Origin of the sequence: Rhodococcus sp. JS3073 (assembly GCF_026810085.1) — a bacterium.
GTDB lineage: Bacteria > Actinomycetota > Actinomycetes > Mycobacteriales > Mycobacteriaceae > Rhodococcus_F > Rhodococcus_F wratislaviensis.
In genome coordinates, this window is sequence record NZ_CP113951.1 from 6,970,009 (window position 1) to 6,986,149 (window position 16,141).

At 66.5% G+C, this 16,141-nt stretch carries 16 protein-coding genes and 1 tRNA gene; 10 read left to right on the forward strand and 7 right to left on the reverse strand.

What is annotated here, in order from left to right:
• Positions 1-96 precede the first annotated feature (96 nt).
• On the forward strand, positions 97-1,422 hold the full coding sequence (locus OYT95_RS31710) for an MFS transporter (protein ID WP_268790034.1): 1,326 nt from the start codon (positions 97-99) through the stop codon (positions 1,420-1,422).
• Here the strand turns inward: OYT95_RS31710 and OYT95_RS31715 are convergent.
• The 3 genes from OYT95_RS31715 to OYT95_RS31725 form a co-directional block, all read right to left on the reverse strand.
• Positions 1,419-1,997: a DUF4203 domain-containing protein gene (locus tag OYT95_RS31715; protein ID WP_268790035.1), complete on the reverse strand. Its 579-nt coding sequence runs from the start codon at positions 1,995-1,997 to the stop codon at positions 1,419-1,421. The genes OYT95_RS31710 and OYT95_RS31715 overlap by 4 nt on opposite strands.
• 77 nt (positions 1,998-2,074) lie before the next feature.
• Positions 2,075-2,926, reverse strand: coding sequence for an alpha/beta fold hydrolase (locus OYT95_RS31720; RefSeq protein ID WP_268790036.1), 852 nt, complete (start codon positions 2,924-2,926; stop codon positions 2,075-2,077).
• A gap of 26 nt (positions 2,927-2,952) precedes the next feature.
• The gene (locus OYT95_RS31725) at positions 2,953-3,660 is read right to left on the reverse strand and encodes a TetR family transcriptional regulator (protein WP_268790037.1); all 708 of its coding nucleotides are present in this window, start codon (positions 3,658-3,660) and stop codon (positions 2,953-2,955) included.
• 117 nt (positions 3,661-3,777) lie between these two features.
• Between OYT95_RS31725 and OYT95_RS31730 the strand changes: the two genes are divergently transcribed.
• Genes OYT95_RS31730 through OYT95_RS31740 form a run of 3 tightly spaced genes read left to right on the forward strand, consistent with a single transcriptional unit; the run spans position 3,778 to position 6,315 of the window.
• Positions 3,778-4,887: a ferredoxin reductase gene (locus tag OYT95_RS31730; protein ID WP_037236521.1), complete on the forward strand. Its 1,110-nt coding sequence runs from the start codon at positions 3,778-3,780 to the stop codon at positions 4,885-4,887.
• A gap of 33 nt (positions 4,888-4,920) precedes the next feature.
• Entirely contained in the window at positions 4,921-6,093 is a 1,173-nt protein-coding gene (locus tag OYT95_RS31735; RefSeq protein ID WP_037236384.1) for a fatty acid desaturase family protein, read from the forward strand.
• Between the two features lie 12 nt (positions 6,094-6,105).
• On the forward strand, positions 6,106-6,315 hold the full coding sequence (locus OYT95_RS31740) for a hypothetical protein (RefSeq protein ID WP_037236382.1): 210 nt from the start codon (positions 6,106-6,108) through the stop codon (positions 6,313-6,315).
• Positions 6,316-6,588: 273 nt separating this feature from the next.
• Here OYT95_RS31740 and gdhA read toward each other — a convergent pair whose 3' ends face one another.
• Together gdhA and OYT95_RS31750 are read right to left on the reverse strand one after the other, a co-directional pair.
• Positions 6,589-7,932 (reverse strand): NADP-specific glutamate dehydrogenase, encoded by a 1,344-nt coding sequence (gene gdhA, locus OYT95_RS31745; RefSeq protein WP_037236379.1) that lies wholly within the window; start codon positions 7,930-7,932, stop codon positions 6,589-6,591.
• Between the two features lie 100 nt (positions 7,933-8,032).
• Positions 8,033-8,536, reverse strand: a complete 504-nt coding sequence (locus OYT95_RS31750; protein ID WP_037236376.1) for a winged helix-turn-helix transcriptional regulator — start codon at positions 8,534-8,536, stop codon at positions 8,033-8,035.
• An 87-nt stretch (positions 8,537-8,623) separates the two neighbouring features.
• Between OYT95_RS31750 and OYT95_RS31755 the strand changes: the two genes are divergently transcribed.
• The 3 genes from OYT95_RS31755 (at position 8,624) to OYT95_RS31765 (ending at position 11,019) form a co-directional block, all read left to right on the forward strand.
• Positions 8,624-9,340 carry an SDR family oxidoreductase gene (locus OYT95_RS31755; RefSeq protein ID WP_128641858.1) on the forward strand — a complete coding sequence of 239 codons (717 nt, stop codon included), beginning with the start codon at positions 8,624-8,626 and terminating at the stop codon, positions 9,338-9,340.
• Positions 9,340-9,900, forward strand: a complete 561-nt coding sequence (locus OYT95_RS31760; protein ID WP_268790038.1) for a PaaI family thioesterase — start codon at positions 9,340-9,342, stop codon at positions 9,898-9,900. The genes OYT95_RS31755 and OYT95_RS31760 overlap by 1 nt, the downstream gene beginning before the upstream one ends.
• Before the next feature lie 294 nt (positions 9,901-10,194).
• Positions 10,195-11,019 (forward strand): alpha/beta fold hydrolase, encoded by an 825-nt coding sequence (locus tag OYT95_RS31765; RefSeq protein WP_268790039.1) that lies wholly within the window; start codon positions 10,195-10,197, stop codon positions 11,017-11,019.
• Between the two features lie 69 nt (positions 11,020-11,088).
• On the opposite strand, the gene OYT95_RS31770 is transcribed toward OYT95_RS31765, so the two are convergent.
• Positions 11,089-11,161: transfer RNA gene (locus OYT95_RS31770), tRNA-Arg, on the reverse strand.
• A gap of 57 nt (positions 11,162-11,218) precedes the next feature.
• Positions 11,219-11,596 (reverse strand): DUF4345 domain-containing protein, encoded by a 378-nt coding sequence (locus OYT95_RS31775; RefSeq protein ID WP_037236368.1) that lies wholly within the window; start codon positions 11,594-11,596, stop codon positions 11,219-11,221.
• A gap of 103 nt (positions 11,597-11,699) precedes the next feature.
• Here OYT95_RS31775 and OYT95_RS31780 point away from each other — a divergent pair, with 103 nt between their 5' ends.
• The 3 genes from OYT95_RS31780 (at position 11,700) to ettA (ending at position 16,140) form a co-directional block, all read left to right on the forward strand.
• On the forward strand, positions 11,700-13,730 hold the full coding sequence (locus OYT95_RS31780; RefSeq protein WP_268790040.1) for a cytochrome c oxidase assembly protein: 2,031 nt from the start codon (positions 11,700-11,702) through the stop codon (positions 13,728-13,730).
• A 169-nt stretch (positions 13,731-13,899) separates the two neighbouring features.
• Positions 13,900-14,328 (forward strand): single-stranded DNA-binding protein, encoded by a 429-nt coding sequence (locus OYT95_RS31785; protein ID WP_037236364.1) that lies wholly within the window; start codon positions 13,900-13,902, stop codon positions 14,326-14,328.
• 132 nt (positions 14,329-14,460) lie between these two features.
• Complete coding sequence (ettA, locus tag OYT95_RS31790; RefSeq protein WP_005264313.1) at positions 14,461-16,140, forward strand: energy-dependent translational throttle protein EttA; 1,680 nt, start codon at positions 14,461-14,463, stop codon at positions 16,138-16,140.
• Position 16,141: the final 1 nt, after the last annotated feature.

Consider the following 16,141-nt stretch of genomic DNA (forward strand, 5'->3'; position numbering starts at 1 on the left):
ATGCAACTGAGTGCACACTTAGTTCTTCCGTCCGAACGGGACGATCGTCGCGTCAGACCGCACGAACTTCCCGTTCGCTCGCATAGGCTCGCGGACATGAGCACCGACGTTCGTCCGCCTGCCGGGATCGGCGAGGCCGCGACGCGCAGACAGGTTGTCGCGTGGGGGTTGTGGGACTGGGGTTCGGCCGCCTTCAACGCCGTGATCCTCACGTTCGTCTTCTCCGTGTACCTGACGGACGCCGTGGGGGAGGATCTGCCGGGGTCGATCTCCGCGAGCACGTGGCTGGGGTGGTCGCTCGGCATCGCCGGGTTCCTCATCGCCGTGCTCGCCCCCGTCACCGGTCAGCGATTCGACGCTGCAGGACGACGCAAGTGGGCGCTCGGCGTCCTGACGTTCGCGACGGTCGGGTGCATGGCGGCGATGTTCTTCGTCCGCGACTCGTATCAGTACCTGTGGCTCGGGCTGGTGCTGCTGGCCGCGGGTTCGGTGATCTTCGAACTGGCCGGCGTCCCGTACAACGCGATGCTCAGGCAGGTGTCGACGCCGGAGAACATCGGGAGGGTGTCCGGGTTCGGCTGGGCGATGGGCTATTTCGGTGGGATCGTGCTGCTGCTGCTGTGTTACTTCGGATTCATCGCCGGTGACGGCGACAACCGGGGATTCCTCGGGCTCACCACCGACGGCGGCCTGAACATCCGGATGGTGGCGCTGCTCGCCGCCGTCTGGTTCGCGATCTTCGCGATTCCTGTGCTGCTGAAGGTCCCCGAGCTACCCCGCCCGCACGTGGATCCGGGTGCCGACAAGGCAGGCTTCGTCGAGTCGTACCGGGTGCTGTGGCGCGATCTGCGCGACCTCTGGGTCGCCGACCGGCGCACCGTGTACTTCCTGGTGGCGAGTGCCTTGTTCCGCGACGGACTGGCCGGGGTCTTCACGTTCGGCGCCGTCCTCGCTGTCAACGTCTACGGCATCAGCGCGGGTGACGTGCTGCTGTTCGGGGTCGCGGCCAACGTCGTCTCCGCGCTCGGCGCGCTCACCGCCGGCCGGTTCGACGACCGGATCGGACCCAAGACGGTGATCATGACGTCCCTGATCGCGATGATCGTCGTCGGTGTCGTACTGACGGCCGTCTCCGGACCGGCCATGTTCTGGATCTTCGGACTGCTGCTGTGCCTGTTCGTCGGTCCCGCGCAGTCGTCGGCGCGCACATTCCTGGCCCGGATCACCCCGCCCGGCCGGGAGGGCCAGATGTTCGGTCTGTACGCGACCACCGGTCGCGCGGTGTCGTTCCTCTCGCCCACCCTCTTCGGATTGTTCGCCTGGTGGTTCGCGGCAGATCGGGCGGGGATCATCGGCCTGGTCATCGTGCTCGGGATCGGGCTCGCCGCACTGACGATGGTGAAGGCGCCCGAGCGCGACTAGCGCCTCGCGCGAGTGTCGTCGATCCGGAGCTTCTCCGGGAACAGCCGCCGCTGCGTCAGCCAGCCCGCCGCCGCCACGACGATCCAGATCAGCGTGGCGAAGAACTGCTGGCTGCCCTCGTTCGGGTCTTCGAGGAAACTGAGCGCCCCGATGGCCAGGCCGAGCCCGGTCAGCACCAAGCTGGCGCCGCCGAGCGCGGTGAGCCACAACAATGCCCGGGCCCGATACCGGTCGGCGATGAAACCACAGGCGACGGCGAGTGCGACGATCACGATTCCGCTGAGCAGCCAGCTGGCGTCGTCAGGTTGCAGAATACGACTGAGTTTGGCGCCGACCACCGCGCCCGCGATGCCTCCGATGAAGAATGCGGCGAATTTGAAGATCAAAGTGGTGGCCACCCACACCACGACCGCGCCGATCGCCGCGACCAGGAACGTCGTCCCGAGCGACAGCGACAGCAGGTCGGCCAGGAGCCAGCCGAGGCCGAATCCCGAGGCGAGAACGGCGACGTGGAGTGAACCGACACCGGCGAAGCACAGAACGGCGCCAACCAGAAGGATTGCGATGCCACTCATGGTGCCCTCCCAGGGTGCACGAGACGAGTAGTGCCATCAAACCAGAACGGACGCCCCGTCGAGGGGAACAGCGGATTTCAGTTCGGTGTGGTTCCGGCGCGAGTGAGGATTGCGTCCGCGAGTGCGTCGGGACGCTGCTCCGGGATCCAGTGCGTGGCATCGTCGAGCACGACGAATTCGTACGGCGCATTGACGAACTCGCCGCACCGCTCGGCTCCCGCACGCCCCAGCGCCTGGTCGCCGGTGCTCCAGACGTAGGTCGTGGGAACGGTGACGGCGGGTGTTTCCGCGAAGTCGCTCGTCATGGCGCGGTACCAGTTCAGCGCGGCGGTCAGCGCGCCCGGTTCGCTGAGTAGCGCGACGTGCCGATCGACGAGGGCAGGCGCGACGACGTCACCGAACATCGCATGCAGCGAGCGCGCGTTGTCGTCGAGGAGGACCCGCTCGGCCTTGCCTTCCATCCTCAGCAGGCGGATGTAGGAGGAGCGTTCCTTCTGATCGGCGTCCTCGCGCAACGCCCAGCCGAACGCGCCGGGATGTGGCACCGAGACGGCGGTGAGCGAGGTGATCCGGTCGGGATGCCTGGCCGCGACGACCCACGCGACGGCGGCTCCCCAGTCGTGGCCGACGAGATGAGCCGAGTCGAGGCCGAGCGCGTCGAGGAGTCCTACGACGTCCGCGACGAGGTGGTCGATCCGGTAGGAGTCGACTCCGTCGGGTCGCGCACCGGGCGAGTATCCGCGCTGGTTCGGCGCGTACGTCCGCAGACCGGACTCGTTCAGCAGGGCGCTGACGGGTTCCCACGACGCGGCGCTCTCCGGAAACCCGTGCAGCAGAACGACGGGGGCGCCGTCGGCCGGACCGCTGATCGTGACGTCGAACGTCAGGTCGCCGAGGGTGATGTGCGCGTGTTCCGAGGTTGACAGCATGCCCCCACCGTACGGTGAGAATGCGACTACTTTCCGGGATTCCACCCGCTCATGCCGAGCATGATCAGGCGTAGTTGCCGTTCGGCGCGCGCGACCACCTCGGCCTCGCTTCGGCTTCCGGGACGATCGGCCTCGAGCAGATCGACGACGACGGCGAACATGGTGGACACGATCAGGTCGGCCGCCATCTCCAGGTCGTCGTGGTCCCAGGACTGCAGACCGTCGATGCGGGACAGATCCACCGTGAGTTCGCTGACGAACAATGTCATCTCGGTCGCGATCGCACGGCGAATTTCGGGGACGCCGCCGTAGCGTTCGCGGCTGAGGAACCGGAACTGCGCCTCGTGGGTGCGGACCTGTCGCACGAGGATGTCGAGGGATGCGCCGGCGCTCTTGGTGCTCGGCGTGCGCCGGGCGTCGCGGAGCATCTGGCGCAGGATTCGCATGCCCTCCTCGACGAGCACCACACCGAGTTCCTCGATGGACGCGAAGTGGCGGTAGAACGCGGTAGGCACGATTCCCGCGGTGCGGGCGATCTCGCGCAGGCTCACCCCGGCGAAACTGCGATCCGCCATGAGTTCGAGCGTGCCGTCGAGAAGGGCCTTCCTCGTGCGCTCCTTGCGGGCTGCCCTGCTCTCCGGTCCGGCGCCGGTCGACTGACTCACGGCTGTGAGTGTATTCGTGGCGGTGCCGACACCCGTCATCTCCGGGTGCTCGTACTCGTCGTCCGGCATGCAAATCCGATCCCTGCTCGAGTGTGCGTGCGGTCACATTCCGATTGACAACTTCCTGTCCCTCTCTGTCACACTATTGTCAGTGTACAACCGTGCACTCAAATGGAGGAGGTCGACGTGTCAGTTGCCCACACCAGTCGTCCGGCGGAGGAACGCAGGTTCTCACTGCTGTCGTTGTTCGAGGCGATGGCCACTCCGCACCAGCTCGACCGCTACCTCGAACTCGTCACTCCCATGGTCACCGTGCGCGACCTGCGCGCCGAAGTGGTCGAGGTCCGGCGGTCCACCGCCGACACCGTCACCCTCACCCTGCGCCCCACCCGGCAGTGGCGCGGGTTCCGTGCGGGGCAGTTCGTGCAGGTGGGCGTCGTGATCGACGGGGTTCGGCACACCCGGTGCTACTCACCGGCCAATGCACAGGCGTCCACCGACGGGCTCGTCGAACTGACGGTCAAGGCGCATCCCGAGGGTCTGGTCTCGCAGTACCTGCACGCGCACGCGAGCCCCGGTCTCGTGCTCGACCTGTCCCAGGCGGCGGGAGAATTCACCCTTCCGTCTCCTCGCCCTCGCCGGGTCCTTCTGGTGAGCGGAGGCAGCGGAATCACCCCGGTTCTGTCGATGCTGCGCACCCTCGTCGACGAGCAGCACTTCGGGAGCATCACTTTTCTGCACTACGCGTACACCGAAAACGACGTCGCATACCTCGACGAGCTGCGTGCGCTCGCGGCCGCGAACGCCAACGTTTCCCTCGTGTTGGCATACACCGATCAGGAGACCGGCGGCCATCTCCACGGGTTCTTCGGCCAGGAGCACCTCGACGCCGTGGCGCCCTGGTACGCGGACGCCGAAACCTTCCTGTGCGGCCCGCCCGGACTGATGCGTGGCGTCCGCGAGGTGTACCGCGAACTCGGCATCGAGGACCGTCTCCACACCGAGGAATTCGCTCCCGCCGCGGCCCCGGCGGAGGGTGAGGCCGGTGGTGCGGTGTCCTTCACCGCCAGCGGCGTCACCGCGGACAATTCCGGAAAGACGCTGCTCGAACAGGCGGAGGCCGCCGGGCTCCATCCCGAGTACGGCTGCCGGATGGGCATCTGTTTCTCCTGCACCACGGTGAAGAAGTCGGGGTGCACCAAGAACGTCCGCACCGGCGACACCGACACCGATCCGGACAAGGCGATCCAGCTGTGCGTCTCGGTTCCGGTGGGCGACGTCGCCCTCGACATCTGACTTTCACTCGACATTCAACGTTTGGAGACCGACATGTTTGGACTCTCGCTCTCGTTCCTCCCGTTCGTCGACGGCTCCGACGGTTCCCGCAACGACGCCCCGGTGGTGCTCAGTCACGACCAGGTCGAAGAGATCGGCCGGGAACTGGACGCCCTCCGCGACCGGACGGTTGCGGACCTCGGCGCCGAGGACCGCGAATACATCTACAAGATCATCAAGGCACAGAGGGGATTCGAGGTCGCCGGCCGCGGGCTGATGTACCTCGGATTCTTCCCACCGGCCTGGATTGCCGGGGTCGGGGCACTCGGGGTGTCGAAGATTCTCGACAACATGGAGATCGGCCACAACGTCATGCACGGCCAGTACGACTGGATGCGTGAACCGGGCCTGAACTCCCGCGTGTTCGAATGGGACACCGTCTGCCCGGCCGATCAGTGGAAGCATTCCCACAACTACATGCACCACACGTACACCAACATCCTCGGCCGGGACCGGGACATCGGCTACGGCATCCTGCGGATCGACGAGGCGCAGAAGTGGAACCCCTACTACCTGGGGAACCCGGTCTACGCCTTCTTCCTGATGATGCTGTTCGAGTGGGGCGTCATGATGCACGACCTGGAAGCGGAGAACGTGATCCAGGGCAAGCGCAAGTGGCACGACGTCAAGCCGTTACTGAAGGGCTGGTGGCGCAAGGCCGGTCGGCAGGTGCTCAAGGACTACGTGATCTTCCCCGCGCTCACCGGGCCGCTGTTCGTCCCCACACTGCTCGGCAACGTGACCGCCAACCTGATCCGCAACGTGTGGGCGTACTCCATCATCTTCTGCGGCCATTTCCCCACCGGCGTACAGAGTTTCACCGAGGACGAGACCGCGGAGGAAACCCGCGGCGAGTGGTACGTCCGGCAGATGCTCGGCAGCGCGAACATCGAGGGGAGCCCGCTGTTCCACATCATGTCCGGCAACCTGTCGCACCAGATCGAGCACCACCTGTTCCCGGACCTGCCCGCCCACCGGTACCCGGAAATGGCGCCCGTCGTGAAAGCACTGTGCGAGAAGCACGGCCTGCCCTACAACACCGGTGGCTTCTTCAAGCAGATCGGTTCGGTGTGGGGGAAGATCTTCACGTTCGCACTGCCGCCCGGTCTCGTCTCGTCCGACACCCCTCCCGGTGTTATCGTCGAGCGGCAGAAGACTGCAGCCTGAGAGGCGAAACACATGGTGGGGAAGTTCGAGCGGCGCAAGGACACCGTGCAGGAACTGACGGAGTCCGCGGCCACGCACGTCGGCCAGATCGCGACGATCATCGCGGGCGCCGTCCGGGACGTCACCCGGGAGATCGGTGACTGGGTGTCCGACGGTATCGAGATGCGCGAGGCCGCGAAGAAGGCCCGCGACGACGAGGGTGACGCCGAGCCGGTCGACTGAGTAAGCCGACCGGGCATTTCGACCCAGGGTAGAGATCGGGCCGCCGAGGGTGTGTTCATTGCACCCTCGGCGGCCTTTCTGCGGGCAGGGCTCCGGCCGATGCTGAGTGCAGCACGAAGACCGCCCCCCTGCCTACCAAGACTCCCCGGCCCGACGTCAAGCAGATGTGCTGGGATCGAGTGGGGTCAGACGCAGTGTCAGGTGAGCTGACGCGTTCGCGCCGTCGAACAGTGGGGTACGTCCGGCGACGGTCGTGCCCCACCCGTCGTTCGGCTAGATGACGCCGAGCGAGATCATGGCGTCGGCCACCTTCACGAAGCCGGCGATGTTCGCGCCGTGCACGTAGTCGCCCGGCATGCCGTACTCGGCGGCGGTGGCCACGGTGCGCTCGTGGATGCCGCGCATGATCCCGGCCAGCCGTTCGTCGGTGTATTCGAAGCCCCACGAGTCGCGGGATGCGTTCTGCTGCATCTCCAGTGCCGACGTGGCGACACCGCCCGCGTTGGCCGCCTTGCCCGGGGCGAACGCCACCGCGGCATCGCGGAACACCTGGACGCCCTGCGGGGTCGTGGGCATGTTCGCGCCCTCGGCCACCGCCTGGACTCCGTTCGTGACCAGCGTCTTGGCGGCCGCTTCGTCGAGTTCGTTCTGGGTGGCGCAGGGGAGCGCGACATCGCACGGCACGTCCCAGATGGAGCCGTTCGGCACGAACCGGGCGTGCGGCACCGTGTCCGCGTATTCGCTGATCCGTCCGCGCCGCACCTCCTTGATCTCCTTCAGGAGCTCGAGGTCGATGCCCTTCTCGTCGACGAGGTATCCGGAGGAATCGGAGCTCGCGATCGCGATTCCACCGAGCTGGTGCACCTTCTCGATCGCATAGATCGCGACGTTTCCGGAGCCGGAGACGACGACGGTCTTGCCGTCGAGCGAGCTGTTCGCGGCCTTCAACATCTCGGCGACGAAGTAGGCGACGCCGTACCCCGTGGCCTCGCGCCGCACCTGGGAGCCGCCCCAGGTGAGTCCCTTACCGGTGAGGACCCCCGACTCGTAGGAGTTGGTGAGGCGCTTGTACTGGCCGAACAGGTAGCCGATCTCGCGCCCGCCGACGCCGATGTCACCTGCCGGGACGTCGGTGTACTCGCCGATGTGGCGATGCAGCTCGGTCATGAACGACTGGCAGAACCGCATGATCTCGGCCTCCGAGCGACCCTTGGGGTCGAAGTCGGAGCCACCCTTACCGCCGCCGATCGGAAGTCCGGTGAGGGCGTTCTTGAAGATCTGCTCGAAGCCGAGGAACTTTACGATCCCCAGATTCACGCTGGGATGAAACCGTAGACCGCCCTTGTAGGGGCCGAGCACGCTGTTGTACTGCACGCGGAAACCGCGGTTGACGTGCACGTTGCCGGAGTCGTCGACCCACGGCACCCGGAAGATGATCTGACGCTCGGGCTCGCACAGCCGCTCGATCAATCCGGAGTCGGCGTAGTGGGGATGGTGGTCGAGCACGACCTGGAGCGATTCGAAGACCTCGGCGGCTGCCTGGTGGAACTCGGGTTCGCCGGCGTTCCGCAGGCGGACCTGCTCGTAGATCTCTGCTACCTGGTCGCGCGTTGACACAGACCCACCTGCCTGACGTGTGAGGAATTCGTTACCTGACGTTTACTTTGGAAACTATAGACCTGGTGTCAGGCGTCCTGTACCGGGCCGGGCGGGGAGGTCACGAATTCCGCGGTGGTGTGCGGGAATGCATTGCGACAGAGGTGTTCTCGACCGCCTCGCCGCAGTGCGCGCAGCGGTGTTCCAGCTCCAGTGAGTGCCCGCATTCGTGCACGAGCACCGACGGGGCCTCGTCCACGGCCCACTTGCTGCCCCATTGGAACAACGAGAGCAGCAGCGGTCGCAGGTCCTCGCCCGCCGGGGTGAGGTGGTACTCGAAACGGGGAGGGTGCTCGGAGTACTGCCTGCGTTCGATGACGCCGACCTCCTCGAGCTTGCGCAGTCGCGCGGTGAGGATGTCGCGCGAGACACCGATGTACCCGGCAATCCGGTCGAAGCGGTGCACCCCGTAGCTCAGTTCGCGGATCACCAGCATGGACCAGCGGTCGCCGATCAGTTCCATGGTGGCGGCGATCGCGCAGGGTCTCGGCGTCAGTGGCATGCGGTCCATGACGATCTCGGGTGTCGCTCGCTCGGTGTCGCCGTTGTTCATGCACTCCATCATAGAGGGTTGTGTTTTCCAACTCATAGGGATTACTGTCGTGAACGTAGTTAGTTGGAAAATCAGACTTACTCACCCGAAGGGGTCGTCATGACCACGATTCAAGATCGAACGGTGCTGGTCACCGGAGCCGGCCGCGGGCTCGGACGTGCCTTCGTCGCCGAGGCGCTCGCGCGAGGAGCGCGAACGGTCTACGCGTCGGCGCGTGATACGTCGACGATCGAGGAGCATCCGCGGGTCGTGCCCGTCGAACTGGACGTCACGAACCCCGAATCGGTCTACGCCGCAGCGGAGCACGTCGGGGACCTCGGCGTCCTGATCAACAACGCCGGCATCCTCATCGGCGAGTCGCCGCTCACGGGTGATCTCGACGGGATGCGCCGCGAACTCGAAACCAACCTCTACGGCCCGCTCAACGTCACACGCGCGCTCGCACCGATCATCGCCGCCAACGGGGGCGGCGCGATCCTCAACGTGCACTCCGTCCTGTCCTGGCTGGCCGTCGGCGGCTCGTACAGCGTCTCGAAGGCCGCCCTGTGGAGCGCCACCAACGCGATGCGCGCCGAACTCGCGGCGCAGAACATCCAGGTGGTCGGGCTGCACCTCGGGTACATGGACACCGACATGACGAGCGGTCTGGACGTGCCGAAGATCTCCGCGGCCGAGGTCGCGCGACTGGCCTTCGACGGCATCGAGTCCGGCGCCCGCGAAGTCCTCGCCGACGACACCACCCGCACCGTCAAGGCGGCACTGTCGGGCGACCTCGACGTCCTCTATCCGCAGTCGGTTCGGCAGGGGGCGGCATAGTGAGCGAGTTCGGAAACGGCGCGGTGTCGACCGTCGAGGGCGTGGCGGACGCGGAGTGGGGAGAGGTGCGATCGAGGACGGTCGAATGGCGCGACCCTGCAGGTCCGGCGCGGAAAGCGCGAGAACTCGACGGCCTCGGCTACCTGCGGGCGATCCTCGGCGGCGACATTCCCGCACCCCCGATCGCGAGCCTGATGAACCTGCGATTTCTCGAGGCCGAACCCGGAAGGGTCGTCTTCGCGCTGGACCCCGACGAGTCGCAGTACAACCCGATCGGCGCCATCCACGGCGGCGCCGTGTGCACCCTGCTCGATTCGGTCGCCGGATGCGCCGTGCACACCACGTTGCCCGCCGGGTGGGGCTACACCTCGGTCGAGATCAAGGTCAACTACATCCGCGGGGCGACCAGGGACTCCGGGGTCCTCACGGCCACCGGCGTCGTGAAGAAGGCGGGTCGCCGGATCGCGTTCGCGGAAGGGGAGGTCACCGACTCGCAGGGCCGTCTCGTCGCCACCGCGAGCAGCACCCTGCTGGTGTTCGAGGTTCCGCCGGGGAGCTGACACCGGATGTGCAAGTACGGCAGCTGAACGCGGGAAACCCGCCACTCGCGGAGGATGGTGGCGGGTCCCGGTGCACCGTTGCCCCGTCGGGTTGGGGCGATGCGCGAACAAGACTAATTGGTCGGTTTGTTACGCGCGAGTACGGGGCTCCGGGTACGGACCAGGGGCGCAATACCTATCGGACGGTCGTGCAGGATGCCGCCGATCGAACCCGCCCACCGACCCACCGAAGTTTGATGTACTGAATTTCGTCCTCATCAGCGTCATCCCCACAGCGGTCAAGGAAGGCAACTCATGGGCACGATCACCACCCAGGATGGCACGGAGATCTTCTACAAGGACTGGGGAACCGGTCAACCCATCGTGTTCAGCCACGGCTGGCCGCTGTCGGCCGACGACTGGGACACCCAGATGCTCTTCTTCCTCCAGCACGGCTATCGGGTCATCGCCCACGATCGCCGCGGTCACGGGCGGTCCACCCAGACCGGCGACGGCCACGACATGGACCACTACGCCGACGACCTCGCAGAGTTGACGGCGCATCTCGACCTCCAGAACGCCATCCACGTCGGCCATTCGACGGGCGGCGGCGAGGTGGTTCACTTTCTCGCGCGGCACGGGGAGAACCGGGTGTCGAAGGCTGCACTGATCAGCGCAGTACCGCCGCTGATGGTGAAGACGGAGGCGAACCCGGGCGGCCTTCCCAAGGACGTCTTCGACGATCTGCAGGCACAACTCGCCGCCAATCGCTCGAAGTTCTATCGCGATCTGCCGTCGGGGCCGTTCTACGGATTCAACCGACCGGGCGTGGAATCGTCGGAGGCGATCATCGAGAACTGGTGGCGCCAAGGGATGATGGGCGGGGCCAAGGCCCACTACGACGGCATCGTCGCCTTCTCGCAGACCGATTTCACCGAGGATCTGAAGAAGATCACGGTGCCGGTGCTGGTGATGCACAGCGAAGACGACCAGATCGTTCCCTACGCCGACGCCGGCCCACTGTCCGCGAAGCTCCTCGCGAACGGGACGCTGAAGACGTACACGGACTTCCCGCACGGCATGCCCACCACACAGGCGGAGACGATCAACGCCGACCTGCTGGCGTTCCTGAAGGACTGACGCCGACCCCCGATTCCTGTTCGTCCAGGTGATCGGGGGTTTTCTCCGGCCGGCGCTCCGTCGAATGAGTGCCCCCGGCAGGATTCGAACCTGCGACCAAGAGATTAGAAGGCTCTTGCTCTATCCCCTGAGCTACGGAGGCGCGCAGCAAATATTACCTGCCGCCTCGAGCGCTCCGACCGGGGCTGTGGTGTGCGCGTCACGAGCCCAGGACGGCCGCCGAGAGCAGAAGTCCCGCCAGGACGAGCTCCACCACGAAGTAGAACCACACGGGGTAGAAGCGGGTCGGCCGGTCGGCGACGGCCGACACGATCCGGCCGAATGCCATCCCCAGCAGGGCGACGGCCACCGTCACCGCGGCGACGGATCGGATGCCGTGGATGTCGAAAGCCGCGAAGAACAGCAGGCCCGCCACCGCGACACCGAAGCCGCCGTAGACCGCGCGCACCTCGGCGCGAGAGGTCGCCGAATCCGCTGACAGGCCGAACGGGGCGACCAGTCGGGCCGGCGCGGCGAGACCGTAGACGCCCATGCCCGCGAAGAACAGCGCCACCGCGATAATCAGAACCTCAGACATCTCAGCCTCTCGTTCCCTCGGGACAGGTTCCTGTCGACGGTAGCCGGAACGGCGACGGACCCTCGCGTCTCCGACGGCCTGTCGTAGGTCCTACCCTTGATGTATGGCTACACCCCAGCTCGCGGCGTCCGACCCGGCATCGAAACCCCCGCATCGCGCCGATTCGACCGCCCTGTTCGTCGTCGGCGGACTCATCGCCGGCCTGGTTGCGGCAATCGTCGTCGGACTTTCCGCTGCTCAGGCGCTCGTGCTGCTGGGAATTCCGGATCCCGGACCGATCACCACCTACGGACTGCCTGCGATGCGCGCCGTGTCGGAGATCGCTGCCGTCATCACCATCGGATCGCTGCTGCTCGCGGCGTTCTTCGTGCCGCCGCAGAAGTCCGGTGTCCTGGACGTGGACGGCTACCGCGCGGTGCGGACGGCGTCGTACGCCGCGATCGTGTGGGCCGCGACCGCCCTCGTCCTGGTCCCGTTGACGCTGTCGGACACGTCCGGGCAACCCTTCGCCGAGGCGGTCAAACCGGCCAACATCTTCAACTCGATCGATCAGGTCGAACTCGCCGGCGCCTGGCGCTGGACGGCGATCATCGCGATCGTCCTCGCGATCGCGTCCCGGCTCGTGCTGCGCTGGTGCTGGACGCCGATCCTGCTGGTCGTCGGCATCCTCGGACTGATGCCGCTCGCGTTGACGGGTCACTCGTCGTCGGGTGGTTCGCACGACATGGCGACGAACAGTCTGATCCTCCACCTCGTCGCGGCCTCGCTGTGGGCGGGCGGTCTGTTCGCACTCCTCGCCCATGCCCGCAGGCGCGGCGCCTACACCGATGTGGCGGCGCGCCGGTTCTCCGCGGTCGCGACGGTCTGCTTCGTCGTCATGGCGGTCAGTGGTGTGGTGAACGCGCTCGTTCGCGTCCAGATCGGTGACCTCGTCGACACGACGTACGGACGCCTGGTGGTCGCGAAGATCGTGGCGCTCGTCATCCTGGGCGTCTTCGGCTGGTCACAGCGTCGACGGGCCCTGCCCGCGCTGCAGAAGGATCCGGCCAGCCGCGGCAATTTGATCCGTTTCGCCGGCGCGGAGGCCATGGTCTTCGCCGCCACGATCGGTCTCGCCGTCGGGCTCGGTCGCACACCCCCGCCGCCTCCGACCGCGGCGCCCACCCTCACGGAGGTGGAACTCGGCTACAACCTGGCGGGGCCGCCGACGTTCGCCCGGCTGATGCTGGACTGGCGATTCGACCTCCTCTACGGCACCGCCGCGATCGTGCTGGCCGTGGTCTACGCGCTCGGATTGCGCAAACTCCGTCGGCGCGGCGACAGCTGGCCGGTCGGCCGGACCGTCGCGTGGATGTGCGGATGCGTCGTTCTCCTCCTCGCGACGTCCTCGGGTGTCGGGCGCTACTCACCGGCCGTGTTCAGCGTGCACATGGGTGCGCACATGGCGCTGTCGATGCTGGCCCCGGTGCTGCTGGTGCTCGGCGCACCGATCACGCTGGCCCTGCGCAGCCTCGATCCGGCGGGCAAGAACGGTGTTCCGGGTCTGCGTGAGTGGATCCTGACTGCGCTGCACAGCCCGTTCTCCCGGTTCATCACGCACCCCGTCGTCGCGGCGGTGCTGTTCGTGGGCGGGTTCTATGCCCTGTACCTCGGCGGGATCTTCGAGGCCGCCGTCGACTCGCACTCCGCGCACGTCCTGATGAACCTGCACTTCCTGCTGAGTGGTTACCTCTTCTACTGGGTCGCGATCGGCATCGACCCGTCGCCCCGCAAACTGCAGCCGGTGACGAAGCTCGCGATGGTGTTCGGTTCCCTGCCGTTCCACGCGTTCTTCGGTGTGGCGTTGATGAGCATGGGCGCTGTGATGGGCGAGTGGTACTACCGATCGCTGGGACTGGGCTGGAATGCCGACCTGGTGGGAGACCAGCAACTGGGCGGCAGCATCGCCTGGGCTACCGGTGAGATCCCGCTGGTGCTGGTCATGATGGCCCTGCTGATCCAGTGGTCCCGCAGCGACGGCCGCACGGCGCGGCGGGTCGACCGGGCAGCCGACCGGGACGACGACGCCGACCTGGCAGCGCACAATGCGATGTTCGCGGAACTGGCGCGACGGGACCGAGAAACCGGACACTGACCGCTAGCACGCGGTTCCGACACGTTCGCAGCTTCGGCGCCCGTGCCGGCCGCTCTGTCCACACCCCCTCCGTTTCTCCACAGATTTCGGATGCCGGCCCGCCATCGCGCTGCGAGACGGCACGCTGTGAGTCACGGCACCTTGCCGCACTCACAGGGGGTAGAGCGAAATGTACGAAACACACGGCACCGTCGTCGGAACGGTCATCACCAGCCCGGTCACCCGGTCGAATGCGGCCGGTGACGAGTTCCTCAGTTTCCGGATGGCGAGCACTGTCCGGCGCCGCGATCACGCGACGGGCGAGTGGCGCGACGCGAGCACGCTCTACCTCACGGTGACCTGCAGGCGGAGGCTGATGGCCGGCGTCGTCCAGTCGATGGCGAAGGGGGATCCGGTCATCGTGACCGGTGAGTTGCGCACCACGGAGTACACGACGCGGGACGGTATCGCCCGCTCCGACCTGGAGCTGAGCGCGACCGCGATCGGACCGGATCTCGCCCGGTGCACGGTCGTGCTCGAGCGCGCGGCCAGAACCGGGGACGCGGACGCGGCGACCCCGGCGACGGAACAGGTCGCCACCCGGTCCCTCGTCGCATAGCGCACCAGCGGGTATCGGCGCCGACCCCGTGCTCCCGGCGCCGAGGCCCGCGGCTTCTCCCCGCGAAGCCCCGATCACGTCCTCGACCCTCCGCGATGTGGGTTCATCGCACTTCACCATTAGGCTGGCCCCATGGCTGAGTTCATTTACACGATGAAGAAGGTGCGCAAGGCGCACGGTGACAAGGTCATCCTCGATGACGTCACGATGAGCTTCTACCCCGGCGCCAAGATCGGTGTGGTCGGCCCGAACGGCGCGGGTAAGTCCAGCATCCTCAAGATCATGGCGGGGCTGGATCAGCCGGGCAACGGTGAAGCGTTCATCGCTCCCGGTGCCACCGTCGGGATCCTCATGCAGGAACCGCACTTGGACGAGACCAAGACCGTCCGCGAGAACGTCGAAGAGGGCATGGGTGAAACCATGGTCCAGCTCAAGCGGTACAACGAGATCGCCGAGCTGATGGCCACCGACTACTCCGACGAGCTGATGGAGGAGATGGGCGAGCTCCAGGAGAAGCTCGACCATGCCGACGCGTGGGAGATCGACTCCCAGCTCGAGCAGGCGATGGACGCTCTGCGCTGTCCGCCGCCGGAGGAGATGGTCACTCACCTCTCCGGTGGTGAGAAGCGCCGCGTGGCACTCTGCAAGCTCCTGCTCAGCAAGCCCGACCTGCTGCTGCTCGACGAGCCGACCAACCACCTCGACGCGGAGAGCGTCCTGTGGCTGGAGCAGCACCTGGCCGCCTACCCGGGCGCGATCCTGGCCGTCACCCACGACCGGTACTTCCTCGACCACGTCGCCCAGTGGATCTGTGAGGTCGACCGCGGCCGCCTGTACCCCTACGAAGGCAACTACTCCACCTACCTGGAGCAGAAGGCAGCCAGGCTCGAGGTCCAGGGCAAGAAGGACCAGAAGCTGCAGAAGCGCCTCAAGGAGGAGCTGGCCTGGGTCCGCTCGGGCGCGAAGGCCCGTCAGGCCAAGAACAAGGCCCGCCTCGACCGCTACGAGGAAATGGCCAACGAAGCCGAGAAGACCCGCAAGCTGGACTTCGACGAGATCCAGATCCCGGCACCGCCGCGCCTCGGCGACGTCGTGGTCGAGGTCTCGAGCCTCGACAAGGGCTTCGACGGACGGGTTCTGATCAAGGACCTGTCGTTCACCCTGCCCCGTAACGGCATCGTCGGTGTGATCGGACCCAACGGTGTCGGTAAGACGACGCTGTTCAAGACCATCGTCGGGCTGGAGGAGCCGGACGCCGGTGAGGTGAAGATCGGTCAGACCGTCAAGCTCAGCTACGTCGACCAGAACCGCACGGGCATCGACCCGGACAAGACGGTGTGGGAGGTCGTGTCCGACGGTCTCGATCACATCGTGGTCGGCCAGACGGAGATGCCGTCGCGCGCCTACATCAGCTCGTTCGGGTTCAAGGGCCACGATCAGCAGAAGCCGGCGGGAGTCCTCTCCGGTGGTGAGCGCAACCGCCTGAACCTCGCGATGACGCTCAAGCAGGGCGGAAACCTGATCCTGCTCGACGAACCGACCAACGACCTCGACGTCGAAACCCTCGGTTCGCTGGAGAACGCCCTCGAGCAGTTCCCCGGCTGCGCCGTCGTGATCTCCCACGACCGCTGGTTCCTCGACCGCACCTGCACGCACATCCTCGCGTGGGAGGGTGGCTTCGGCGACAACGAAGCCGCCTGGTACTGGTACGAGGGCAACTTCGAGGGCTACGAGGCCAACAAGGTCGAGCGGCTCGGACCGGACGCGGCACGGCCGCACCGGGTGACGCACCGCAAGCTCACGAGGGACTGAC

Bases quoted from the DNA above. Each gene is read 5' to 3' on its own strand.
- OYT95_RS31715 (WP_268790035.1), bottom strand. From the start codon at position 1,997: ATGAGTGGCATCGCAATCCTTCTGGTTGGCGCCGTTCTGTGCTTCGCC.
- OYT95_RS31755 (WP_128641858.1), top strand. From the start codon at position 8,624: ATGACCACGATTCAAGATCGAACGGTGCTGGTCACCGGAGCCGGCCGC.
- OYT95_RS31725 (WP_268790037.1), bottom strand. From the start codon at position 3,660: ATGCCGGACGACGAGTACGAGCACCCGGAGATGACGGGTGTCGGCACC.
- OYT95_RS31785 (WP_037236364.1), top strand. From the start codon at position 13,900: ATGTACGAAACACACGGCACCGTCGTCGGAACGGTCATCACCAGCCCG.
- OYT95_RS31780 (WP_268790040.1), top strand. From the start codon at position 11,700: ATGGCTACACCCCAGCTCGCGGCGTCCGACCCGGCATCGAAACCCCCG.
- OYT95_RS31750 (WP_037236376.1), bottom strand. From the start codon at position 8,536: ATGATGGAGTGCATGAACAACGGCGACACCGAGCGAGCGACACCCGAG.
- OYT95_RS31735 (WP_037236384.1), top strand. From the start codon at position 4,921: ATGTTTGGACTCTCGCTCTCGTTCCTCCCGTTCGTCGACGGCTCCGAC.
- OYT95_RS31720 (WP_268790036.1), bottom strand. From the start codon at position 2,926: ATGCTGTCAACCTCGGAACACGCGCACATCACCCTCGGCGACCTGACG.
- OYT95_RS31740 (WP_037236382.1), top strand. From the start codon at position 6,106: ATGGTGGGGAAGTTCGAGCGGCGCAAGGACACCGTGCAGGAACTGACG.
- OYT95_RS31710 (WP_268790034.1), top strand. From the start codon at position 97: ATGAGCACCGACGTTCGTCCGCCTGCCGGGATCGGCGAGGCCGCGACG.
- OYT95_RS31765 (WP_268790039.1), top strand. From the start codon at position 10,195: ATGGGCACGATCACCACCCAGGATGGCACGGAGATCTTCTACAAGGAC.
- OYT95_RS31775 (WP_037236368.1), bottom strand. From the start codon at position 11,596: ATGTCTGAGGTTCTGATTATCGCGGTGGCGCTGTTCTTCGCGGGCATG.
- ettA (WP_005264313.1), top strand. From the start codon at position 14,461: ATGGCTGAGTTCATTTACACGATGAAGAAGGTGCGCAAGGCGCACGGT.